Raw genomic sequence first — 24,078 nt, 5'->3', positions numbered from 1 at the left:
ACGGCCCAAGACAGTAAAGCGGGACGAATAAAGTGCTCCGGTCTTTATGGTTTTTTACTGTAATCCTCATTGGATTGAAGAAATTTGCGACACTCCTGCCGAATTACTGGCTAGCCGAGACACCAAAGGCGCTTGCACCGAGGGGGCCTGGCAGACAGTCGGCGGAAAGGGAGCGGATTTCTGAAATCAACTGAACTTGTTAAATAAAAAACTGCAGGCAAACTGAGTTTTCATCAAGTTTGTCTGCAGTCTGAAACCACGAAGATGGACTCCTTGGTTTTCCTTCATTTATTTTTTATGACGCTTTGCATAGCCACATCGTTTACATAATTCTTCAACTGCACATCTTCTTGAAAAGCCGTCATACATATTTTTAGCCCGTTCACCATTTAAAATGTCTTCAAGTGACGTTTCAAATATATTACCCAGTGGAATTTTCCCTTCACTATCCAAACAACAAGGTACGACTGTACCATCCACCAAGATGCCTAACTGATCTCTAAGAGCATAGCAGAAAATATTCTCATCTATAATGTCACGGTCCAATTCCGGCCACTCGAATTTTTCAGCCATGTTTATATATACACGGTCCTTCAACTTAATATTATTCTTTTGCTGAAGGGCTTCACTTAAGCGAACGTCCAATGAAAGCTTTTCTTCCAACATGCTGAGAATATCGTCGTTCAGGCCATTACTCGCTTTTAGTTCATCCGTATCCATATTCCATAATCGAATGGCACAAATCATTTCACTTTTTTCATTTGCTTCATTTATGAAATCGGCAATATTGCTGACATATGAGTCAAGACTGTTGCTCGTATCGTTTGCCTCGAAGCTATGAAGTGAAATATTCACCTGACGAAGGGCTTTTTTGGAGAGCAGCTTATCTTTGACCTTTTGAATCAAAGTGCCGTTCGTTGTTATATTCACCTGCAGGTCATTTTCAGCACTGATATCCAGGAATGTACCCAAATTTTTATTTAAAAATGGTTCACCCATCAAATGAAAGTAAATATGATCGGTGTGTGGTTTGATTTTCTCGATTACACGCGTAAACCCTTCAGGATCCATGAATTTCAGCGTCCTTTGCAAGCTGGAGCTTGGACAGAAATTACACTTCAGGTTACATATATTAGTAATTTCCACATAAACTTTCTTAAACTTTCTCATTTTCTAATACCCCTACTATCAAGCTTATTGTTTCAATCTGATACTAACTATACTGGTTAGCTGCTCATAAATGCAATGAAAACTTCATGGCAGCATATATCAAGGAACGGATAGTATCACTTCCCACTGGCAACTCATCCGAGATCTACCATTTTTTGGACATTCTTTTAATCAAATCAGAAAAAAACATCTTCTCGAAGTGAAGATGTTGAACAGGATACAAACCTTTGATTTTCCGTTTGTTCTTAAATCACTTTCCTTTTTGCTCGGTGACCTTTAAACTAAGTAATTTTTCATTTTTCAAATCATGTTGTACGGTCACGATTACAGTGAACTGATTTCCTTTATCCTCGACTAAAAATCTGAAATCGTCTTCGACAAGATTTTTCGCTACAGTTTTTCTCCCCTTATAGGCATAATCGGTAATCTCAACTTCAGGATAATCAGCCTGCACTACGGTGATCGCAATCTTTCCGTATTTTTCGTAATCTGGTTTTTGGGCTTGTGCTGAAATGGACCCTGCTTGTATAATCAAAAAAATCCCCATTAACATCACGATGACTTTTTTCAAAATCTTTTCCTCCTCATACTTTCCTCTTGATATTATTATGTAAAATTGTTCATTTGTTATGCACCTGCATCGCTTCTTTTACAAGCATGATTCCAACTAATCGATTCCTCTTCCATTCCTCAGGAAATACAGTCAATGGAGGATTGGTTTCATCCACTAAATAACTAAGTTCGATTGTCATTCCCGGGCGGCTGAATTCCGTTATGAACCAATCCGTAAATCCGCTTCCTACCGCTTCCTTTTCCGGAAAGGTCAGTTCATACCCAGTCAATTCCGAAGTTTTTTTGGCAATCCCATAATCCCTCGCCATATTTTCCCGTTTATTTTTGTAATGCCAAAAGATTTCCCTTCCTGAAGTATGATAGGAAACGGCAATAAGGGGATCGATTTCCCTTGTGAACTCCGCAAGCGCCTTCACTTCAGCTGCTTCAAGTGGTTGTTCGCCCTTATAAAATTGATAAGTTGGCTTTGTTTCATGACTCATGACTTCTTTCCACCCAGCCGGATACTGCCTATTTAAATCAATGCCTTTGGCATTAGCTTTCCATCGCGACCAATTCTTGCTATATCGATTCATTTTCCATACTGCTGCCTTTTCAAGTATATTTAAGTTTGATAAATCACCTTGCTGGATGCTGACTCCATCTGGATTCAGCATCGGGATAAACCAGATGCTAACTTCATCCAATGATCTTGACGGATATCCTTCAACAGGTTTGCCCGCTCGATAGGCGGCTGCATAGTCTTCAAGCATGCTCATCAGAATTTTGGAGCTGAGCCATTCCCGACCATGATGTGATCCAACAAGCATAATCGTTTTTTTTCCTTTTCCTAACTTGACTGCCTTTATATTTTTCCCCTTTTCTGTTTGTCCGATTATTTGAACGTCCAATTCATACTTGTTTTGGATCCCTTGAAGATCCATTTCCATCTGTTCAGGGGAATACACTTCTTGTGCCAGTGTGGTTTCAGGAAAAAAAAGCAGGACCAATATTCCAATTACCATTAGTTTTCTCATGTACTCACCTTTTATTTTTATTCAGGTAAAAAGCAACAACCGCGGTCCAAATACATCGCCACTTATTGTAAGGAGATATTCTGTCCGATCTGAACAAAATACAAATAGCTCCTTATTAAGGGGGAGAACTACATGAGGATTGCGGATTATGATCAGGCATTGTTTCACACACACCGTTCCGATTGGGACAGCTTGTTAGTATTGATGGTTCGAACGAAAGATCACTTTCTTTCGAAAAAAATAGAACATTTTTTGCACGCTTACCGGTTTGAGCATGATTATCAAATCATTCAATCCCAGTTGTATGCTCTGCTTCGTTATCTGGATCATGCGGCAGAAAAAACAAGTGATTATTTAAGTGAACTTCCAAGCTAAAATCAACTATAGTTTTTGCTAAACGGGAAAATTTATACAAGAAGATTGATTTTCGGGGATTTAACTTTGGCTGGTGAAACCCTATAAAAATATGGAAGGGTCAGGTATTAAATACCTGACCCTCATTTCATTATTTTTTCATTGTTGCATATGCAGTTGCATACATTTTAAGATCTTCAATTAAACCTTCAACAAGTACGGCAGATTCTTCAAATAAACCATCACTTTCATAATCGAAGCAATGTGGATCCAAAACCAGTTGTTTGGCAATCACATTTGCATACAGACTGCGGCCCACTGTCCTCATGGAATTCAAGGCGTTGATCCCGCCTTTTCCTCCGCCGGAGACGGCTAATAAAGCGACTGGCTTATGCGTGAATTGTTCATTGCTAAGAAAATCCAAGGCATTTTTCAAAGCTCCACTCATTAAACCGTGATATTCCGGAGTGGCCAGGATCACGCCATCCGCTTCCCCGATGCTTTTGCGAAGACCTTGAATCACGTCCAATTGATATTGCTCACCTTCACCTGAATATAAAGGGATCTCACTATTGCTTAAATCAATAAGTTCCGCTCCGTATTTCTTGGAAATGTAGCGTGAGGCTATACCTGTACGCCCTTGTTTACGTGGTGAACCATTAATGATTACTAATTTCATGAATATATACCTCCATTATTCCTATATGCTGTTCACTCTAAATACAATAATTAATCGATGTTTTCCGAGATCACTCGCCAATACAGTATACCAAAACTGAAACGGAAATTCCTAGAATTTTGATTATTCATGCTACTGGAAATTCCCAGAGTCAACTTTCATTCACTTTACCCGAAAAAAACGAAAGACCTAAGTCTTTCGTTTATCTTTTCATCCATTTAAACTAATGCTTCAATCTTGCTCATGAAATCTGTCATGACTCCAGATAACTTGGACTCAGCTTCTTGCATTGATTCACCTTGGACACCGAAATAGAATTTAATTTTTGGTTCAGTGCCTGAAGGACGGAGGCAAACCCATGTACCATCTTCAAGGAAATACTTCAATACGTTTGATTTCGGAAGCTCGATCTGTTCTTCACCATTTGAAAGTAATGTACGCTTTTTGCTGCTTTGATAATCTTCTTCAACGACTACCGGGATGCCTGCTATTCGAGCAGGAGGATTTTGACGGAATTCATTCAATATTCCTTGAATCTGTTTCGCTCCCTCAATGCCCTTTAAAGTTAATGAACGCAATCCTTCCAAGTAGAAGCCGTACTTTTCAAACACATTCAGTAACCCTTCATATAGTGTCAATCCCTGTTTTTTATAATGAGCACAGACCTCGACAGCCAGCACTGCCGCTTGAATGGCATCCTTATCACGTGCAAAGTCTTTTATCAGATAACCGTAGCTTTCTTCATATCCGAACAGAAAGCTATTTTCCCCGCTTTCATCATATTGATTTATTTTCTCGGCGATGAACTTAAACCCGGTAAGCACATCAACCGTCTGCAAGCCATACGACTTCGCAATCGTCCGACCGATTTCTGATGTGACGATTGTTTTTAAGACGACTCCATTTTCAGGAATCTTCCCTTTTTCTTTTTTCTGGGACAGTAAATAATCCAGGAAAAGGGCACCTGTTTGATTTCCAGTCAGGACAACATATTGGCCCATCTCGTTTTTCACGGCAATCCCAAGTCGATCGGCATCCGGATCCGTTGCTATCAATAAGTCGGCTTCCACTTTGTTTCCAAGCTCTATCGCCATTTCAAATGCAGCCGGTTCCTCAGGATTTGGAGACTTGACAGTCGAAAAATCCGGATCTGGAAGTTCCTGTTCCCTAACGATATGCACATTTTGATACCCTAAGCTTTGCAGTGCCCTTCTGACGGATTTATTTGCCGTTCCATGAAGAGGTGTAAAGACGATTGACACATCAATTTCCTCGGCAAGCTGTGGGTTCTCGGGAACTGTGAGCAACTCCCGGTTATACGCTGCATCCAATTCCTCCCCAATCATTTCAATGAGGCCCCGCCCTTTAAGGACTTCTGCTTCTTCAATCTGAATTTCAAGCTCACTTTCAATGGCATTCACGTAGCCGATCACTTGATCCGCTCCTTCAGGTGGCAATTGGGCCCCATCTGGTCCATAAACCTTGTAACCATTATATTCAGGCGGATTATGGCTTGCCGTGATGACGATTCCAGCAAAAGCATTAAGCTCGCGAACCGCAAATGATAATTCTGGTGTCGGACGCAATTCATCGAATAAATAAGCCTTTATCCCGAAAGTTGCCAAGGTTTTAGCTGCTTCGAGTGCAAACTCCGGGGACTTATGTCGTGAATCATAAGCAATCACGGCCCCTCTTCCTTTTGCCTCTTCCCCAAACGATGAGATAAAATGAGCCAACCCAACCGTTGCCTTCCTTACAGTATAAAGATTCATCCGGTTCGTTCCGACTCCAATTTCCCCACGCATTCCGCCTGTTCCAAATTCTAAATTCTTATAAAAGGCATCTTCGAGTTTTGCTTCATCCCGCTGCATTTCCTCAAGGAGGACACGTAATTCCCCATTTAAATTATGGTACTCTGCCCAAGTGGTGTATAAAGATTTCCAGTTCATCTCCAACATCTCCTCCCAAACGCCTGATTTGTAATTATTATGTATCAGCTTACATATACAAAATTATCACATTTATTCCAATAAATGAAGTAAAGGCTCGTAATGAACAGAACCGCATCCAGCGTTCTTCACATCACGAGCCCTTTTTTCGCTTTATTTTTCGCCTTTTTGATAATGCAGTTTGTAAATATCATGGCGGCGATCTTTCAATTGCGTTACAGTACCGGACTGCCGCTCCCGGCGTAAGATTTCCAAATCAACATCACCAATCAGGACCATCTCTAGGTTCGGACTGGTTTCCCCGACTATGCCGTCACGTGCAAATTCGAAATCCGATGGAGCGAAAATTCCGGATTGAGCATATTGGATATCCATATTTTCCGTTTGCGGAAGATTCCCGACCGTTCCGGAAATGACTGTATAGATTTGATTTTCCACAGCACGGGCCTGGGCACAATAACGAACGCGCAGATAGCCTTGCCTGTCTTCTGTACAAAATGGAGTGAATATGATTTTGGCTCCCATGTCGGTAGCAATCCGGGCAAGTTCCGGAAACTCAATATCATAACAAATTTGTATGGCAATCTTTCCACAGTCTGTATCAAAGACACGAACGCGGTCACCTGCGTTGATGCCCCACCATTTTCTTTCATTCGGTGTAATGTGAATTTTATATTGCTTTTCAATCGTCCCGTCACGACGGAATAAATAAGCGATATTATAGATGTTGTCATCATCTTCTTTTACGAAATGGGATCCGCCGATGATATTTATGTTATACCTCACAGCTAAAGTGGTAAATAATTCAATGTACTGCTCCGTGAAGTCGGACAGTTTCCGTACAGCCAAGCTTGGTGATCTTTCATTTAGGAAAGACATCAGCTGGGTGGTGAACAATTCAGGGAATACGGCAAAATCCGCATTAGCATCCGAAGCGACGTCGGTGAAATACTCGACTTGGTTAGCGAAGTCTTCGAATGAATCGATTTTACGCAGCATATATTGCACGACGCAAATCCGTACCGGTTCAGATGTTTTATAATAACGTTTTGTTTTCGGCTGATAATCGACGTTATTCCACTCCATGAGCGTAGCATACTTATTGGATTGCAGATCATCCGGCAAATAATTCGGGTTGATCCTCATTAGCGTGAACCCATTTAAAAGCTGGAACGAAAGTACCGGATCATATATTTTATGCAATTGCACTTCTTTCACATATTCCCTTGGTAACAGTTCCTCCGCATGTTTATGGTAATTGGGGATCCTGCCTCCGATAATGATGCTTTTTAAATTCAATTGGGCAACAAGTTCTTTCCTAGAATCATATAGTCTTTGACCAATTTTCATCCTGCGGAATTTAGGATGGACCATGACCTCGATTCCATATAAATTATAACCGTCCGGATTATGGTTAGTGATGTACCCACCATCTGTTACATCGTCCCATGTATGGCGATCATCATATTCGTCAAAATTAATAATGAGGCTGGAACATGAGCCAATCACTTTTCCATCATATTCAGCTACAAACTGTCCTTCCGGAAAAATTTCCAGATGGCTCTCAAGCTGATTTCGCTTCCAAGGAACCATTCCAGGAAAGCAACTCGACTGCAAAGCAATTATTTCATCTATGTCTCCTAGCCTCATATTACGTATTTCCATTATTTTTTCATATTTATGCAGGTCCAAATTAGGCATTTTCCTCAGACTCCTTTAATCTCTTCCATAAGAATTATACCCCTTATTCAAAAATTAAAACACCTGAACCTGCCCAAGGCATTGATAAAATCCATTCTGAATGTCCCTTAAAAAGAATATATATTTTACAGACGCCGTCCATACATACTATACTTTTCATGAGAGCAAAAAGAGATGGGGAAGAGGAACCATGAACAATACAAAACGCAGTGTGGAAAACTTATTATTTGTAGCCTGGGCTGGTTCCATCATTGCTATGTTTGGAAGCTTATATTTTTCTGAAATCAAGCAATATGAACCATGTGCGCTCTGTTGGTATCAACGGATCATCATGTATCCTTTTACAATCATTTTAGGAATTGCAATCATTCGAAAAGATTATTGGATCAGCTTTTATACCATGATATTATCCGCTATCGGTGCATTCATTTCCACGTACCATTATTTGATACAAAAGGTTTCATTCTTTTCTGATCACACCCTTGCATGCGGAAGGGTTCCATGTACAGGACAATATATAAACATATTTGGTTTCATTACCATCCCGTTCCTAGCCTTGACTGCATTCATCATTATTTTCATATGCAGTTACATCATATGGACAAGATCCAAGGAGGTTGCAGCTTAATGAAGAAAATGGCTATATTTTTAGTGATAATCGTCGCGATATTTGTCCTGCTGGGCGTTTTTACAAACATGAAAAAGGAAGAAAAATCAAAAGGAAATCCATACGGGAAGGATAAGCTTCATCCCGCTACTGTCGATCAGCTGGATGATCCCAATTATCAAAACTTGATACTGCCGGAAGAATTGGAGCAGGACCTCCAGGATAATAAAGATATGACCGTTTATTTCTATAGTCCTACTTGCACGCACTGTCAAAAAACCACACCAATCGTTGCGCCTTTGGCAGAAAAGTTGGGAATCGACCTAGTTCAATACAACCTTAAGGAATTTGAACAAGGATGGAGCGATTATGGCATCAAAAAGACTCCGACCATCGTTCACTATAAAAATGGACAAGAACAAGAACGGATCGTTGGCTTTAATGAAGAGGTAACCTTCGAGAAATGGTTCAAGGACCACGATATTAATTAAGGATGGAAAAAATGAGCCGGCCCTAACGGAAATGCTTCTCCCGTTATAGCCGGCTCATTTTTTATCCCTTATACTAAATATTGATTCGCCACCTGCATATCCATCATCTGCATATCATTACTCAGTTCATGGTTTATACAGGAAAAATGGTCATAATAAAAAGGGAAGAATATTCCGTATTCATTCAATAGAGTGATGTTATGTTGGAACAATTCTTCAGATTTAGATTCCAACACAATAGAATCTGCTTTCTTCTGTTTGTCTAATATCGACATGAGGACTTGAAGACATGTCATTACTTGAAATGCATCTCTTAATGTTGCAAAGTAGGTAAAAGAACCTTGATTGGGCTCCAAAACGCCAATCTCGCGAAAATGAAGGATTTCACTTTCCGTGAAGTATTTCGGAAATACAGATTCGTAGAAACGAGAAACGAGGCTCGCTATTTCTTGCTCTTGCTCTTCCGTTGAAGAAAAGACTGTCTTCACTAAAAAAACCACCTTTTTTCAGATCCGTTAGACCTATCTAATATATGTATATTCTAGGACAAGCCATTTCTTTCCCCATAGAATAACATAAAAATTGTAAAAAAAATGTGGTAATTTCCACCACGGAAATCTTGACAATAGGTCCAAGATCACTTTTTTATGACTTATCTGTAATTATTATATATTTTTTTCATTTGACCACAACCAAATAAGTCGAAAGTAGGAATGAAATTGGAAGATTTCAAAATAACTAACCAACATTTAATAATAGAAGTTCTTCAAAGTTGGAATGGATTAACATTGGAAAAGCTTTTCAGGGAGCGGTGGAAAGCCCCAAAGAAGTTGGTCCATGAATGGAGGATGAGTAAAGAAGTGACAGTGAATGGCCATTCCGTCACATGGTCAACTGTCCTTACTGAAGGAGATACGATATGCATTCCCTTGCTTGATCACGTTGAAAATGAACCGGTTAAAGCGGCTGACTTAAGAATATCCATCTTATATGAAGATGACGTGTTGTTGATAGCCAATAAACCGGCTGGAATGGATACTCACCCTTCTCACCCCGGTGAAGCACACTCCCTCATCAATGGAGTAGCGCACCACCTTCGACAAACTGGCCAGAACTGTATGATCAAGCATATTCATAGACTTGATAAAGATACCACCGGTGCGGTCCTTTTTGCCAAAAACCGCCTCATTGGGTCCATGCTGGACAGAATGTTGGAAGAAAGGGAAATCAAACGGACTTATCTTGCATTAGTTGAAGGAAACATTAAAAAGGATGAAGGCGAAATCAAAGAAAAAATTGGCAGGGACCGCCACCATGCCACGAGACGAAGGGTATCCCCTACAGGCCAGACGGCAGTTACCCATTATCAGGTGCTCAATCGTAATCCCAAGAAAAACTTGACGCTCGTCAGCTGCACCTTGGAAAGCGGCCGAACCCACCAGATCAGGGTCCATTTCAGCCATTTGAATCACCCCTTGGCTGGAGATACCCTGTATGGCGGAAGAAGGACATTTCCACGTCAAGCCCTGCATGCAAGGAAAATCGAATTCATCCACCCCATTTCCGAAGAAAAATTGATTATTGAAGCTCCTTTCCTGGATAAACCTGAAATATTCGATAATTGAAAAACACCGTTCCATTTCGGAACGGTGTTTTTTAATGCACTAACGGACGGATTATTTGGTTCTGGGACTAATTATACTGCTCTACGGTCGGGTTTTCCGCATCGCAGACAAATTCAATTCCGGTTCAGTATAAAAAAATAGCTGGCCACTTGGGCCAGCTTTATTTTTGTATTTATGAAGCTTTTCTCATGCCTTTTAAGATAAGGCTTAAGATGAAGACAAACACGATAGCACCAATCAATGCTGGAATAATAGCGAAATCTGCTACTGACGGTCCCCAGTTCCCAAGAATTAATGAACCTAACCATGCACCAACAAAACCAGCGATGATGTTACCGATAATTCCAAATGGTACGTCACGTCCAACGATCATACCTGCTAACCAACCGATGATACCTCCGATAATTAATGACCATAAAAATCCCATAATATATTTCCTCCTTCTAATTAGTTGATTTTTTACTATCTACAGCAGACTCCAAGAAATTTCATCACACTTCCATATTGTCATGCCTTCAGTTCTTTTAACTTTTACATCCAAATGGTATGATGCCGATTACGCACAATATCTAATGAATGTGAATGTTTTAGTTATTGGGTAGAATTAGCTAGCTAGAGCCCCTGAGGAACTGATTTGACAATCCTCAATGTGTTAGTGTGTTTTTCTTTTTGTTTGCCGCTGTACTCATTATTTTCCCCGTTTAACTAATCTAAAACCTAATTTTATTTAAAAATATTTGGCAACGGAAATAGGATTATTAGTCATAATAAACGGGTATACAATATGCTTAACTCTGTCACATAGTTAGTATAAGCAGTAACTGTGTCAATTATGTTCATAAAGAAAAAAGAAAAAGGATGCCCCTTTATCGGGACATCCTCCTATCATTTTCAACATTCTTATTTAGAACAAAAGTTCATCTGGATTGCTTCCGAACCGTTCATTTTTGTTCAAGGCATCTATTTGGTTCATTTCGTTAAGGCTTAATGAAAAATCAAATACCTGTGCATTTTCCTCGATACGGGACGGCGTAATCGATTTGGGTATTACTACGAGATCATGTTGAAGATGCCATCTAATTAACACTTGCGCTGAACTTTTCCCGTGCTTCTTAGCTATATGATTAATTGTTGGTTCTTCCAATAAGTTCCCCCTGCCTAGCGGGCTCCATGATGTCACCTTTATTTCATGCTTTGCACAGTAATCACGAATTTCGACTTGAGTCAAAAGTGGATGCAATTCGATTTGATTTACGACCGGTTTCACTTCACTATTTGCAAGTAAATTTTCCAAATGATGAACATGGAAATTACTTACACCGATAGATTTCACTTTTCCATCCTTATAAAGCTTTTCCAGCGCCCTCCATGTTTCCAGATATTTATCTTTTCCAGGCCAGTGAATCAGGTATAAATCCAAATATTCCAGCCCAAGGCGATTTAAACTATCATCAAATGCCTGAAGCGTGGTTTCGTATCCTTGTTCCGTATTCCATACTTTAGATGTTATGAACAATTCTTCACGAGGTACTCCGCTCTCCCGAATCGCCTGTCCAACACCTTCTTCATTTTCATAAATGGCTGCCGTATCAATCGCTCGATATCCTACTTGGATTGCTTTCTTAACGGATTCAACCGTTTCTTTGCCATTTTTCACTTTGAATACACCGAAACCCAACTGTGGCATTTGAACTCCGTTATGTAGAGTGATCGTTTCCGCAATATTTGAAATCATCCTTCATCCCCCTTACTTTTATTTACCAATTATACATCGCCCCAACTTCTATTTCTAACCATAAGCCTCGGGATTTAAAAAGTCCCATTATCCTTTTAATATAATTAAATGAATAATTTGTCATTAAATCCTTCACTAAGTTAAATATTTTGTAAAAAAATGACCAAACGTCTATCCTTATAGATATGAAATTCGTTACAATGAAATAGTTCGTTTTAAAACCAAGTAATAAAGAAGGTGCCATCTTTAAAAAATAATCAACCTTAAAAACTCCCATTTTAAATAATGAGGGGTTGCAAACTGTCCTGTACTGCGCCCAATCATGGGCCACAATCCAAATTCACATTATATACTTGAAATCAAGGGAGTCTTCCATGTATGAATAGCATATTCATCTTAACAGCGCTAATTATTATATTTGCTTTGGTCTTTGATTTTATCAATGGTTTCCATGATACGGCTAATGCCATCGCTACAGCAGTATCAACCAAGGCGCTTAAACCACGTCATGCAATCATCATGGCTGCGGTCATGAATTTATTGGGAGCACTGACTTTTACCGGTGTAGCGCATACCATTACGAAGGATATCGTTGATCCGTTCACATTAAACAACGGCTCTTATGTAATCCTTGCTGCTCTGCTCTCTGCAATAACGTGGAATTTAATCACTTGGTATTTCGGCATTCCAAGCAGTTCTTCACATGCAATCATTGGGTCAATAGCAGGAGCGGCCATCGTGGCTAGTGGATTCGATGCAATAAAATGGAGTGGATTCACTAAAATTATCCAGGCATTGATTCTATCTCCCATCCTTGCCTTTACGCTTGGATTCATTGTATACAGTATCTTCAAGGTAGTATTCAAAAATAATAATTTAGGAAAGACCAATAAGCGATTCAGGAGAATACAAATTCTCACGGCAGCCATCCAGTCTTATACACACGGAACGAATGACGCTCAAAAATCGATGGGTATCATCACGATGGCTTTAATCGCTAACGGATATGCCTCTACCTCGGAAGTTCCCTTCTGGGTACAATTATCCTGCGCAATAGCCATGGCGCTTGGTACATCAATCGGAGGTTGGAAAATCATCAAAACCGTTGGCGGTAAAATCATGAAAATACGGCCGGTTAATGGGGTGGCTGCAGATATGACTGGTGCAGCAATCATTTTCGGTGCCACATTCCTGCATATGCCGGTCAGTACGACACATGTCATTTCTTCTTCCATACTTGGTGTCGGTTCTGCACACCGTATCAAAGGCGTAAAATGGGGAACTGCTAAAAGCATGTTGATTACTTGGTTCATTACCTTGCCGATTTCCGCTTCATTAGCTGGAATTATTTATTATTTAATTGCTTTATTTTTATAGAACCTTCAGCCTTTCCACTTCGGGAAGGCTTTTTTCTACAAATATCGCCTTTGTAAGTGGCAACTGTTTCCCATTTTTTACTTATCCTTGTTTTTGTTTGTAAAGTTTTATTAAGATTTTGTAAATTTTCGTCGAAAAACCTTCCCTGAGACTACATGAATTCGTTACAATCAATTTGTTAATACTAAACGTACGATAAAAGTGTGTAAAATTGCATGACTAATTGGGAGGCTTTAACATGGCTTTTAAATCAAAAAAAGACAAATTCGCAGTAATGCTTTTCAACATTGCTCAAAACCTTAAAGAAGGTGCTGACTATTTCGCGGATTATAAACTCAAAAACATCTCCGATCTAAAAGTATTTTCAGATACTATGAAAGATTATGAGCATAAAGGCGATTCAATGGTTCATAACGTGATTAAAGAGCTGAACAATGCCTTTATCACTCCTATCGAACGCGAGGATATCCTTGAACTAACCATGAGAATGGATGATGTCATAGACGGTTTGGAACACTGTGCCGCATTATTTGAAATGTACTCAATAGTCAATGCAGATGAGTATATGCTTAAGTTTGTGGATGCAATCAAGCAGTGTACGTATGAGATTGAAACAGCTGTCGATACACTATCCACTAAAAAATTACCAATGATTCGTGAAAATGCAATCAAAATTAAAGATCTTGAATCCGTTTGTGACGGGATCCAACGTCAATCAATCAAAAACTTGTTTACAGTTGAAAAAGATCCAATCAGGATCATTCAATATAAAGAAATTTACGAAAGCCTTGAAGAGATTGCCGATCACTGTCAAGCAGTGGCCAATACACTTGAAACAATCATAATGAAAAACGCCTAAGGAGTACCCCAATAAATGGATACTTTATTAATTTTAACAATATTAATCGTTTTCTTTGCTTTAGCATTTGACTTCATCAATGGTTTCCATGATACAGCCAATGCAATAGCCACTGCTGTTTCAACAAAGGCCATGAAGCCTCGGCATGCCATCATCATGGCAGCTATCATGAATTTCGTCGGAGCTATGACATTTACTGGAGTAGCGAAGACCATAACCAAAGATATCGTGGATCCGTTCACACTTCCGAATGGTTCATATGTAATCTTGGCTGCTCTGCTTGCCGCGATCATATGGAACCTTCTTACCTGGTATTACGGAATACCAAGCAGTTCCTCCCACGCATTGATTGGTTCGATTGCAGGTGCCGCCATTGCTGCAGCTGGATTCGCCGGAATTAAATGGGAAGGATTCATGAAAATTCTTCAAGCTTTGATCTTCTCCCCGTTAATTGCTTTTGCAATCGGGTTTATCGTATACAGCATCTTTAAAGTGGTCTTTAAGAACAATAACCTGACAAAAACAAACCAAAAATTTCGTACTATACAGATTGCTACTGCAGCACTTCAATCGTATACCCACGGAACGAATGACGCTCAAAAAGCGATGGGTATCATCACGATGGCACTTATTGCAAATGGTTATGCATCAAATGCCGATATCCCCTTCTGGGTTCAATTTTCCTGTGCGTTAGCAATGGGACTTGGAACTTCCGTAGGTGGATGGAAAATCATTAAAACCGTTGGCGGCAAAATTATGAAGATCCGTCCGGTCAATGGTGTTGCAGCGGATTTAACCGGAGCCTTTATCATCTTCGGCGCGACCGTAATACACATGCCAGTCAGTACTACCCATGTTATTTCCTCTTCAATCCTTGGAGTTGGAACCGCCCATCGTGTCAAAGGCGTAAAATGGGGAACGGCAAAAAGAATGATCATCACTTGGTTCATTACCATTCCCATCTCGGCAACATTAGCAGGTTTGATTTATCTTTTGATTAATTTCCTATTCTAAAATAAAAAAATCCCTTCCGATTTCCGTCGGCAGGGATTTTCTGTTTTATGAATGGATTTATCTATGCTTATTAATAGGAAATCGTTTAAAATTCAAGGAGAAGGAATTTTTTTAAGCGAGGGGCACAAAAAAATGAAGGAATTAGAAAAAAATAGAGATATTTTTAAAGACCTTTATGGAGATATGATGGAGTTTGCCGATAGAATCAGTTCTGTTTTAGGTTGCCCCATTACAATCGAGGACGGTAATCACCGCTTACTTGCTTATAGCACACACGATGATACTACGGATCAGGCTCGTATCATGACCATAATCGGAAGACGCGTCCCTGAAAAAGTCATCAACAGTTTATGGAAAGATGGCTTCATCCCAGCTTTATTGAAAGAAGATGCCCCCATTAAGATCGGGGCCATCAATGATGTCGGTCTCGGTAACAGGGCTGCGGTGTCCATTCGGAAAAATAATGAAGTCCTTGGATTCATTTGGGCTTTAGAAGTAAATGAACCTTTCTCCGAAGAAGATATGGAATTTCTGCAATTCGCTGCCAAAGAGGCGAAAAACCAGTTACAGCAATTGCAATTGAAAAAGAAAAGGAAAGAAGCGGGTAATCAAGAGTTCCTTTGGCGCATGCTGACTGGACACTACCAAGAAGAATCGGAAATAATTGAAAATTTCACGAAATTCTCCTTACATGTTCCGGTGGTTTTTTCCATATTGGTATTCGAATTTCCTGAAGAGATCAATCGGGAAGTAGAGCGATACATTTCATACATGTTAACGACTACGCAAAAGATAAACAGTTCCTTATTTGCGATTGACCATAACAAGCTCATTCTTTTTGCAGGAGCCAACCAGGAAAACAGCCCTTCTTTCACATCATCGATTTATGATTTCATCCCTTTTTTCATTTTGGAAATGAAACGGCGTTTCGGTGTTGAGCATATCCTTGGAACGGCTGGCCATATGTATAAAAACTTATTGGATGTTAAAACAAGTTACGATGAAGCTCAATACACTCTAAAAATGAAGACTATTTTCCCTGATGACATGAAGCTCATCTTACATTATGAGGAACTTGGCATGTTTCAAATGATTGAATCGCTCGCAAGCAACAAACAACGTCATGTTCATCCTTCCATCCTGAAGCTAAAAGCATATGACATGAAAAACCAGACGGAAATGCTGCAGACACTCACTGTCTATCTAGAAAAGGACTGCAACCCAAATGAAGCTTCAAGAAATCTTCATATCCATGTGAATACATTGAATTACCGATTAAAAAGGATTTCAGAGGTGGGAAATATCCGGTTAAAAGACCCGATTCAAAAAATGTCCCTCTTTCTTAACATTAAACTTGATCAATATGATAAATTTTTCAAGAAAAATTAATGATAAATTCCCTGATATGGAATACTAGAAATGTGGAAAGGCTGATCATATGAAATTTGAAACAAAAGAAGAACTTGAGAAGGAATTAATAACCATTGAAAAATGGGAGAAGGATCAGAAAGGGCTATGGTTTTGGGAACGGATTGGGCGAATCCCCTTCAAACTATTGGATAAGCTGACACCGGATTTCATTCAGAAAAAATTGGGTGTCATGCTTGATGAAATCGGCAGCTATATTCAGAATGGCGGAAAATATTTAACGAAAGAAGCTCAAATTCTAAGTCAGCTACAGGCCAAGAACCCCGAGTTGAAAATTACTTCCCTGGAAGATGTATCAAGCATTCCCCTCCATATAATGGATAGCGTGAGTCAAGATATTAAAAATTCAGGCAGCAAATTGGCAACGGTTCAAGGTGCCACTACCGGTATTGGCGGAATCTTCACCTTAGCCATCGACATCCCCCTTCTACTCGGCATGTCGATTAAAACACTTCAAGATATCGCCATCACATATGGGTTCGATCCCAGTGACCGTCAAGAGCGTATTTTCATCGTCAAATGTCTGCAATTCACAACATCGGATGTTGTAGGCAAAAAAGCACTATTAAATGAACTGTCGAAAATGCACCTGCCTGATTCCGAATCAAAAAGGGAAATAGCATCCGAGCTGCAAGGATGGCGAGAAGTCGTTTATACATACCGCGATCAGTTTGGCTGGAAAAAGCTTTTGCAAATGGTTCCTGTTGCTGGAATAATCTTTGGAGCCCTTACCAATCGATCGATGATTGCCGATATGGCCGATACGGGAATCATGCTTTATAAAAAAAGACGGATTTTAGAGCGCATCCAAGAACCTATTTCGAAAAATTAACTTCAGCGTTATATTTTCTAACGTTTATGATATGAATCAGGGGTCTTGTTCCTGACGAGTCCATGTTTATTGATATTGCGTTTGTGGAATTCCACAAATACACCTTTTTCATTTTTCTAATTTCCACATACTAACTGTTTCTATTTCCAACTATACTTGTGATACAAATAGTAAAACATATTATTGGAGGGATTAAGATGAGAATAGGAATTCCAAAAGAGATTAAAAACAATGAAAACCGTGTAGCTATCACTCCAGCTGGGGTTGTAGCATTAGTCAATGCAGGGCATGAAGTATTAATCGAAATGAACGCAGGTCTAGGAAGCAGTTTTACAAATGAATCATATCAAGAAGCTGGTGCTGTAATAGTCGAGGACGCTGCTAGCGTTTGGGCAAGCACAGAAATGATCATGAAAGTAAAAGAACCTATCTCATCTGAATATAAATATTTCCGAAAAGATTTAATCCTTTTCACATATTTGCATCTTGCGGCTGAACCGGCACTAGCTCAGGCCCTAAAAGAAAGCGGTGTCTTGGCCATTGCTTATGAAACGGTTGCAGTGAACCGCACACTTCCTTTATTGACACCAATGAGCGAAGTTGCAGGACGCATGGCTGCACAAATCGGTGCTCAGTTCCTGGAAAAAAATAACGGTGGTAAAGGAATCCTCTTAAGCGGAGTTCCTGGAGTGAAACGTGGTAAAGTCGCTGTTGTCGGCGGAGGAATGGTTGGAACGAATGCTGCTAAAATCGCTATAGGATTAGGCGCAGATGTTACAATTCTTGACTTAAGCCCTGACCGCCTACGTCAACTTGATGATATTTTCGGAAATGAACTGACTACACTCATCTCCAATCCTTATAATATTGCAGAAGCAGTCAAAGATGCTGATTTAGTGATTGGTGCTGTATTGATCCCAGGTGCTAAAGCTCCTAAGCTCGTTACTGAAGAAATGGTTAAATCGATGTCTCCAGGTTCAGTCATTGTCGATGTTGCAATCGACCAAGGCGGTATCTTCGAAACGGTTGACCACATAACAACACATGATAACCCTACTTATGTTAAACATGGAGTAGTGCATTACGCAGTGGCAAATATGCCAGGTGCAGTGCCTCAAACCTCTACAGTTGCTTTAACTAACGTAACAGTGCCATTTGCACTGCAAATCGCAAACAAAGGCGCCATCAAAGCGATCCTTGAAAATGATGCACTTGCAAAAGGCGTCAATGTGGCGAACGGTGAAATCACGTTTGAAGCAGTTGCAACAGACCTAGGCTACAACTACGTAAGTGTTGAAAACGCCTTAAACCCAAATAACATTAACGCTTAATATTAAAATAAGACTCCAGACATCTGGAGTCTTATTTTTTTTTGAAAGGGAATTGGTTAGATTTATTTGGATGAAAGATCGATTTATCACGCTCATCGGTCGATTTATTCCGATGAAGATTGAATTATCTCGATATGGGTCGGTTTATCACCACAAACAGGCGATTTTTCTCGATATGGGTCGGATTATCACCACGAACAGGCGATTTTTCCGAATATAGGTCAGTTTAAAGACGAAAATAAATTTTATCCGTTTATTTTTTTAAATTACATGATATGAAATTAGTGTTTGAATTGGCCCCATATCTAGGCTATGATTTGCACTAACATTTTATATGGGACAGCAAGTCTGCCTTTTCACCAATTGATTTATTGTACATTTTTGGTTGTTACTAATCTACCATAATTAAAACATTCCTCTTAATCTATAAAAATTTTCCCGGGATTCATTATTCCTTTCGGATCCAATGCCTGTTTGATCGTTTTCATCACTTCGTAAGCTGCTCCATGCTCCCTTCGCTGATACTTCGATTTTCCAAGGCCTACCCCATGTTCACCTGTACATGTACCGCCTTTGGTTAAGGCAAATTCAACGATTTCTTCATTTAACCACTTCGCTTCTTTCACTTCTTCAGGATTTTTCAGATCGATCATGAACAATACATGATAATTCCCGTCACCTACATGTCCTACAATCGCCCCCTCCACTTTTGATTGTTCGACTTTCTTTCTTGCATCCAATATGGCATCCGATAATTCATGAAGGGGCACACTTACGTCGGTCACCATCAGCTTCTTTCCCGGGGCACTGTGAATGAATGCGTACGCAAGATTATGGCGGGCTTCCCATAAAGCATTCCGTGCTTTTGAATCAGTTTCAAACTGGATATCCCCACAGTCAAAATCACTTACGATTTCCTTGGCAAATTTGACGTCCTGTTCAAGTCCGGCAAAGTTACCATGAAACTCCAGGAATAAAGTTGGTTTGACATCATAGGATTTGTCCATGAATTGATTAACTTTTTTTATGGACTCGGCATCAACCAATTCAATTCGTGCAATTGGGATTCCAGCAAGCATGATCCCATTAACCGCAGATACTGCCTGTTCGACGGTTGGAAATGAGGCTCTTCCTGCCATGGTTACCTCAGGAATGCCGTATACCTTTAATGTCAGTTCAGTAAATACACCTAGTGTACCTTCCGACCCGACAAACAAGCCATTCAAATGAATGCCTGAAGATGATTTTGTCGCTAAACTTCCGGAATGGATCACCTCACCGTTTGCTAAAACCACTTCCAAATCCCTGACTTGATCGCGCATTATCCCATATTTGACCGAGGTCGTCCCACTTGCATTCGTAGCTGCCATCCCTCCCAATGTAGCATCGGCACCCGGATCGACGGAAAAGAACAAACCGTACCTTTTTAATTCTTTATTGAGTTGCGTCCTTGTCACACCTGGTTGGACCTTCACAAGGAAATCATTTTCCCTGATTTCCAATACTTGATTCATCAAGGACAAATCCAGTGAAATTCCCCCTTTGACTGGAACGACATGACCTTCCAAACTTGATCCCAATCCAAAAGGAATGACCGGTATTTCATGCTCATTCGCATAACGCATGACTGAGCTGACTTCCGCAGTATCCCTTGGATATATGACCATATCCGGTAAATGAGGAGTGTGATAGGATTCATCATGGCTGTGCTGTTCCAATAATGTTTCATTCACCGTTACTTGTTCTTCCGTCAGAATCTTCCTTAATTCTTCTATATAACCATTCATAATGCAGCCTCCTCTTTTTTTCACCAAACATTCTGAAAATGGCAAGCGGATGAGATCGCCCGCTAATAGGCAATCCATCTTTTTTCATTTACTGAAACCTTTCGTTTTATCCGTGCAGGCCTTCATTGCCTGTAGAATGCTTGATCTAAGCTGGTTCTCTTCTAATGACGCTACCGCAGTTATCGTTGAACCACCCGGCGTGCAGACATCATCCTTTAAAGCAGCAGGATGTCTTTCCGTTTCTAGTACCATTTTAGCAGCGCCCATTACAGCTTGTGCTGCCATTCGGTATGCTTGTTTTCGTGGAATGCCATCACGGACCCCTCCATCAGCCAGCGCCTCGATGAACATGTATACATAAGCAGGCGACGAACCGCTGATGGCCGGTACTGCGTCCATCAGATCTTCATGGAGGATTTCCGTTTTACCGAAACTATTCAGCAGCGCAGTCACATCCTCTATATCAGCATCGGTAATTTCATCATTAATGCTCATTGCCGTCATGCCTTCACCTACAAGTGAAGGAGTGTTGGGCATCGTCCGGACAACTTTCACGCTTTTTCCGAAGCAGTTCTCAACTAGAGATACAGTGATCCCAGCAGCCATGGTAATGATTACAACGTCATCTTTCACATGATTCTTTACTTCTTCAAGCACTTGCTCATGCATGGCAGGTTGAATCCCTAGAAAAAGAAAATCGGCAAAACCGGCAACCTCTTTATTATCCAAAGTGCCTTTAACCTTATATTTCGTGGTGATTTTAGTTTTCGTTTCCACACTCGCTGAACTGACCATGATTCCATCAGGTGAAATGACCTCTGCATGCAACATGCCCTCAAGCATTGCCTCACCCATTTTACCGCATCCAATAAACCCAATTTTTTTATTCATTCCGTACACTTCCAATCATAAGTTCGTCTATATTCCTTCTTATTATAACTAATATGGTAAATGGAAACACGCTGGGGATATTAATCAGGAAGGATTTAGTGGTTTCTGGTCGAATTAATAATTTTATATGATATCTACCTTTCGAAAACACTCCTTCATGCAATTGAATTTTTTACAGAAAAAATGTTGACTAAATGGTCATTTCGGATTTATAATTTTGACCTATTAGTCACAATCGAGTAAAGGAATTAAGTTCGAAGAATGGAGAAATGGTATGCAAATGGATAAAAAAGCGGTCAATACCAAGCTTGTCTTAACAGGATTGATCATTGGAATGTTTTTCAGTTCGTTGGAACAGACGATAGTCGGGACGGCAATGCCGACGATTATCGGGGAATTGAATGGTTTTACCATCTTTGCATGGGTAACGACTGCCTATTTAATAGCCTCAACTACTGTTGTACCGATTGTTGGAAAGCTATCTGATTTATATGGCAGACGTTCCCTATATCTGCTTGGTACAATCATTTTTACAATCGGCTCATTTTTATGTGCCACAGCCACTTCGATGGAGCAATTGATCATCTACAGGGGGCTGCAGGGAATCGGCGGCGGAATGATCATGCCCTTATCCCAAACGATAATTGGCGATATATTCTCTGCGGAACAAAGGGCTAAATGGCAGGGTGTATTTGGAGCCCTTTTTGGGTTAAGTTCTGTCATTGGTCCTTTTCTGGGCGGCCTGATCGTTGATCATATCAGCTGGCATTGGATCTTCCTGATCAATGTACCGACGGGTTTACTATCCGCCATATTGATTTATGTAGGGTTGAAACATGAAGCCATAAGAAAAACGGAGAAAGTGAATATCGATTATTTAGGGATTTTCACCTTGACTCCTGGTATTGTCCTGTTACTGCTGGGCTTGACCTTTGGTGGTGATAAGTTCGAATGGTTATCACTGGAATCTCTCTTGATTTTCGGCAGTACCCTTGTCTTCATTGCCCTTTTCATTATTTTTGAAAGAAAAGCAGTTGAACCGATCCTTGATTTATCCCTTTTTAAAAATAGGGTTTTTGCCACCACGAATATTTTGGGATTCTTGCTGGGCCTCGGAATGTTCGGGGCAATCATGTTCGTTCCGCTGTTCATGCAAGGCGTACTGGGAGTTTCACCAACAAAAGCGGGGTCGACCATGACTCCGATGATGATCGGTATGATTCTTTCCAGCGTCGTTGGCGGGCGGTTACTGTTGAAATTCCGTTTTCGTACCGTGCTTACCTTTGGAATGGCCTTTGCGACGCTCGGCTTTTTCCTAATGAGTACGATGGACGGCAGTACGACTATATTCACTGCGTACTCATTCATGGCCATCCTTGGAATAGGTATGGGTCTTGTCATGCCGACATTGATGATTGCCGTTCAAAACGAATTTCCAAAATCCCAGCTAGGATCGGTTACAGCGGCTTCGACATTCTTCCGATCAATAGGGGGAACGATGGGCATCACGATTTTGAATGCCGTCATGAACCATAATCTCCAGCAAAATATGGATGACGCGGTTGTAAGCCAAAAGGACCCTATATTGCATGAGGCACTGAAAGCATTAGCCGATAAAACGGATGCGTTATTCAACATCATGCTTTATCCGGAAAACCTTAAAATGCCGGCAGAAGTCAGCAATGTCCTTGTAAAAACGATTGAAAATGCTTGGATCGATGCATTCTCCAGTGTTTTCATCACCGGTATCTTTTTTGTTTCCGCAGGGATACTAGTGGCACTTTCCGTGGGTTCGGGCCGAATCAAAAGAGATCAAGAAACGGAAAAAGAATTAGGCTAAAAATATGCTCGGGACCGGCTGATATAATCAGCCGGCCTTTTTAATCCCTTCATGTTTCTTTTTCATTGATAAGGGAATTTTACCTGTATGAGACTAAATGGAGTGATACTATGAACAAGATAAACCATTCAATTTTACCTGCGGATTTTTATCAGCAGCCCACGCTTGAACTGGCAAAATCCCTTCTTGGCTGCCTGATTGTAAAAGAAACAGCGGATGGAACCGCTTCTGGATTCATTGTTGAAACAGAGGCCTATATGGGACCTGTGGACAGGGCCGCACATAGTTTTGGAAATAGAAGGACAAAACGGACGGAAGTGATGTTCGGAAATTCCGGTTTGATATATACATACGTCATGCACACACATACACTGGTCAATGTCGTAAGCGGCGGACCTGAAAATCCGGAGGCCATTTTAATCCGGGCGATTGAACCCTATTCAGGGCTCGAGTTAATGCATGAAAGACGCGGAAATGCCGATATACGAAAATGGACCGATGGACCAGGGAAGCTAACCAAGGCACTAGGCATCACCATGGATGATTATGGTCAATCTTTTACGGTTCCTCCGCTTTATATTTCTGCCGGAAAGCAGCCTGAACACATATCCAGCGGCCCCCGCGTCGGAATTGACAACTCCGGTGAAGCAAAAGATTATCCGTGGCGTTTTTGGGTTACCGGCAACCCGTTCATATCTCGCAAGAACCTAATTAATAAAGGGGGACCGAAAAAACCCGAGTGACCTTATCCCCTCTAAGTAAGCAGTATAAAAGGCAACAGGTAACAGGCCTCTTTTTGCCTGTTGCCACAATGGACTC

General features: G+C 40.5%; 24 protein-coding genes. 13 read left to right on the top strand and 11 right to left on the bottom strand.

The annotated features are described in order from the left end of the window. Positions 1-32 precede the first annotated feature (32 nt). On the top strand, positions 33-194 hold the full coding sequence (locus QUF78_RS05735) for a hypothetical protein (RefSeq protein ID WP_289323917.1): 162 nt from the start codon (positions 33-35) through the stop codon (positions 192-194). A gap of 94 nt (positions 195-288) precedes the next feature. Here QUF78_RS05735 and QUF78_RS05730 read toward each other — a convergent pair whose 3' ends face one another. From QUF78_RS05730 to QUF78_RS05720, 3 genes are all read right to left on the bottom strand, one after another. Continuing rightward, complete coding sequence (locus tag QUF78_RS05730; RefSeq protein WP_289323916.1) at positions 289-1,170, bottom strand: radical SAM/SPASM domain-containing protein; 882 nt, start codon at positions 1,168-1,170, stop codon at positions 289-291. 250 nt (positions 1,171-1,420) lie between these two features. Beyond that, the gene (locus tag QUF78_RS05725) at positions 1,421-1,741 is read right to left on the bottom strand and encodes a DUF3889 domain-containing protein (protein WP_289317719.1); all 321 of its coding nucleotides are present in this window, start codon (positions 1,739-1,741) and stop codon (positions 1,421-1,423) included. Between the two features lie 49 nt (positions 1,742-1,790). Then, entirely contained in the window at positions 1,791-2,759 is a 969-nt protein-coding gene (locus QUF78_RS05720; protein ID WP_289317720.1) for a M14 family zinc carboxypeptidase, read from the bottom strand. Positions 2,760-2,891: 132 nt separating this feature from the next. On the opposite strand from QUF78_RS05720, the gene QUF78_RS05715 reads away from it, so the two are divergent. After that, positions 2,892-3,134, top strand: a complete 243-nt coding sequence (locus QUF78_RS05715; RefSeq protein WP_289323915.1) for a YhdB family protein — start codon at positions 2,892-2,894, stop codon at positions 3,132-3,134. A gap of 130 nt (positions 3,135-3,264) precedes the next feature. On the opposite strand, the gene QUF78_RS05710 is transcribed toward QUF78_RS05715, so the two are convergent. The 3 genes from QUF78_RS05710 to QUF78_RS05700 all read right to left on the bottom strand — a co-directional run bounded on the left by QUF78_RS05710 (position 3,265) and on the right by QUF78_RS05700 (position 7,442). Further along, positions 3,265-3,792, bottom strand: a complete 528-nt coding sequence (locus QUF78_RS05710; RefSeq protein WP_289323914.1) for an NADPH-dependent FMN reductase — start codon at positions 3,790-3,792, stop codon at positions 3,265-3,267. A gap of 218 nt (positions 3,793-4,010) precedes the next feature. After that, positions 4,011-5,741, bottom strand: a complete 1,731-nt coding sequence (locus QUF78_RS05705) for a phospho-sugar mutase (protein ID WP_289323913.1) — start codon at positions 5,739-5,741, stop codon at positions 4,011-4,013. Positions 5,742-5,894: 153 nt separating this feature from the next. Continuing rightward, positions 5,895-7,442 carry a bifunctional GNAT family N-acetyltransferase/carbon-nitrogen hydrolase family protein gene (locus QUF78_RS05700; RefSeq protein ID WP_289323912.1) on the bottom strand — a complete coding sequence of 516 codons (1,548 nt, stop codon included), beginning with the start codon at positions 7,440-7,442 and terminating at the stop codon, positions 5,895-5,897. Positions 7,443-7,632: 190 nt separating this feature from the next. Here QUF78_RS05700 and QUF78_RS05695 point away from each other — a divergent pair, with 190 nt between their 5' ends. After that, positions 7,633-8,070 (top strand): disulfide oxidoreductase, encoded by a 438-nt coding sequence (locus QUF78_RS05695; RefSeq protein ID WP_289323911.1) that lies wholly within the window; start codon positions 7,633-7,635, stop codon positions 8,068-8,070. After that, positions 8,070-8,540 (top strand): thioredoxin family protein, encoded by a 471-nt coding sequence (locus tag QUF78_RS05690; RefSeq protein WP_289323910.1) that lies wholly within the window; start codon positions 8,070-8,072, stop codon positions 8,538-8,540. Before QUF78_RS05695 ends, QUF78_RS05690 begins: the two co-directional genes overlap by 1 nt. A gap of 68 nt (positions 8,541-8,608) precedes the next feature. Here the strand turns inward: QUF78_RS05690 and QUF78_RS05685 are convergent, their stop codons facing one another. Beyond that, entirely contained in the window at positions 8,609-9,028 is a 420-nt protein-coding gene (locus QUF78_RS05685; RefSeq protein WP_289323909.1) for a DUF5365 family protein, read from the bottom strand. 225 nt (positions 9,029-9,253) lie between these two features. Between QUF78_RS05685 and QUF78_RS05680 the strand changes: the two genes are divergently transcribed. Beyond that, positions 9,254-10,165 carry an RluA family pseudouridine synthase gene (locus tag QUF78_RS05680; RefSeq protein WP_289323908.1) on the top strand — a complete coding sequence of 304 codons (912 nt, stop codon included), beginning with the start codon at positions 9,254-9,256 and terminating at the stop codon, positions 10,163-10,165. Between the two features lie 172 nt (positions 10,166-10,337). On the opposite strand, the gene QUF78_RS05675 is transcribed toward QUF78_RS05680, so the two are convergent. Both QUF78_RS05675 and QUF78_RS05670 read right to left on the bottom strand, forming a co-directional pair. After that, complete coding sequence (locus QUF78_RS05675) at positions 10,338-10,592, bottom strand: GlsB/YeaQ/YmgE family stress response membrane protein (RefSeq protein ID WP_170946860.1); 255 nt, start codon at positions 10,590-10,592, stop codon at positions 10,338-10,340. 477 nt (positions 10,593-11,069) lie between these two features. Continuing rightward, the gene (locus QUF78_RS05670; RefSeq protein WP_289323907.1) at positions 11,070-11,900 is read right to left on the bottom strand and encodes an aldo/keto reductase; all 831 of its coding nucleotides are present in this window, start codon (positions 11,898-11,900) and stop codon (positions 11,070-11,072) included. A gap of 378 nt (positions 11,901-12,278) precedes the next feature. Here QUF78_RS05670 and QUF78_RS05665 point away from each other — a divergent pair, with 378 nt between their 5' ends. The 6 genes from QUF78_RS05665 to ald all read left to right on the top strand — a co-directional run bounded on the left by QUF78_RS05665 (position 12,279) and on the right by ald (position 18,741). Beyond that, the gene (locus QUF78_RS05665) at positions 12,279-13,277 is read left to right on the top strand and encodes an inorganic phosphate transporter (protein WP_289323906.1); all 999 of its coding nucleotides are present in this window, start codon (positions 12,279-12,281) and stop codon (positions 13,275-13,277) included. Positions 13,278-13,515: 238 nt separating this feature from the next. Then, a complete protein-coding gene (locus QUF78_RS05660) occupies positions 13,516-14,136 on the top strand; it encodes a DUF47 domain-containing protein (protein ID WP_289317730.1) in 621 nt (206 codons plus the stop codon). Between the two features lie 15 nt (positions 14,137-14,151). Beyond that, positions 14,152-15,150: an inorganic phosphate transporter gene (locus tag QUF78_RS05655; RefSeq protein WP_289317731.1), complete on the top strand. Its 999-nt coding sequence runs from the start codon at positions 14,152-14,154 to the stop codon at positions 15,148-15,150. Between the two features lie 132 nt (positions 15,151-15,282). After that, positions 15,283-16,539, top strand: a complete 1,257-nt coding sequence (locus tag QUF78_RS05650; protein WP_289323905.1) for a PucR family transcriptional regulator — start codon at positions 15,283-15,285, stop codon at positions 16,537-16,539. A 49-nt stretch (positions 16,540-16,588) separates the two neighbouring features. Beyond that, a complete protein-coding gene (locus tag QUF78_RS05645) occupies positions 16,589-17,410 on the top strand; it encodes an EcsC family protein (protein WP_289323904.1) in 822 nt (273 codons plus the stop codon). A 197-nt stretch (positions 17,411-17,607) separates the two neighbouring features. Continuing rightward, complete coding sequence (gene ald, locus QUF78_RS05640) at positions 17,608-18,741, top strand: alanine dehydrogenase (protein ID WP_289317734.1); 1,134 nt, start codon at positions 17,608-17,610, stop codon at positions 18,739-18,741. Positions 18,742-19,160: 419 nt separating this feature from the next. On the opposite strand, the gene QUF78_RS05635 is transcribed toward ald, so the two are convergent. Then, the gene (locus QUF78_RS05635; RefSeq protein WP_289323903.1) at positions 19,161-20,528 is read right to left on the bottom strand and encodes an FAD-binding oxidoreductase; all 1,368 of its coding nucleotides are present in this window, start codon (positions 20,526-20,528) and stop codon (positions 19,161-19,163) included. An 84-nt stretch (positions 20,529-20,612) separates the two neighbouring features. Further along, the gene (gene proC / locus QUF78_RS05630; protein ID WP_289323902.1) at positions 20,613-21,419 is read right to left on the bottom strand and encodes a pyrroline-5-carboxylate reductase; all 807 of its coding nucleotides are present in this window, start codon (positions 21,417-21,419) and stop codon (positions 20,613-20,615) included. A gap of 274 nt (positions 21,420-21,693) precedes the next feature. Between proC and QUF78_RS05625 the strand changes: the two genes are divergently transcribed. Both QUF78_RS05625 and QUF78_RS05620 read left to right on the top strand, forming a co-directional pair. Further along, entirely contained in the window at positions 21,694-23,259 is a 1,566-nt protein-coding gene (locus QUF78_RS05625; protein WP_289323901.1) for an MDR family MFS transporter, read from the top strand. A gap of 110 nt (positions 23,260-23,369) precedes the next feature. Next, entirely contained in the window at positions 23,370-24,002 is a 633-nt protein-coding gene (locus tag QUF78_RS05620; protein ID WP_289323900.1) for a DNA-3-methyladenine glycosylase, read from the top strand. Positions 24,003-24,078: the final 76 nt, after the last annotated feature.

Source organism: Peribacillus sp. ACCC06369, assembly GCF_030348945.1.
In the GTDB taxonomy this organism is placed as follows: domain Bacteria; phylum Bacillota; class Bacilli; order Bacillales; family DSM-1321; genus Peribacillus.
The sequence above is the reverse complement of the archived record's forward strand: the minus strand, read 5'-3'. Positions and strand labels throughout refer to the sequence as shown.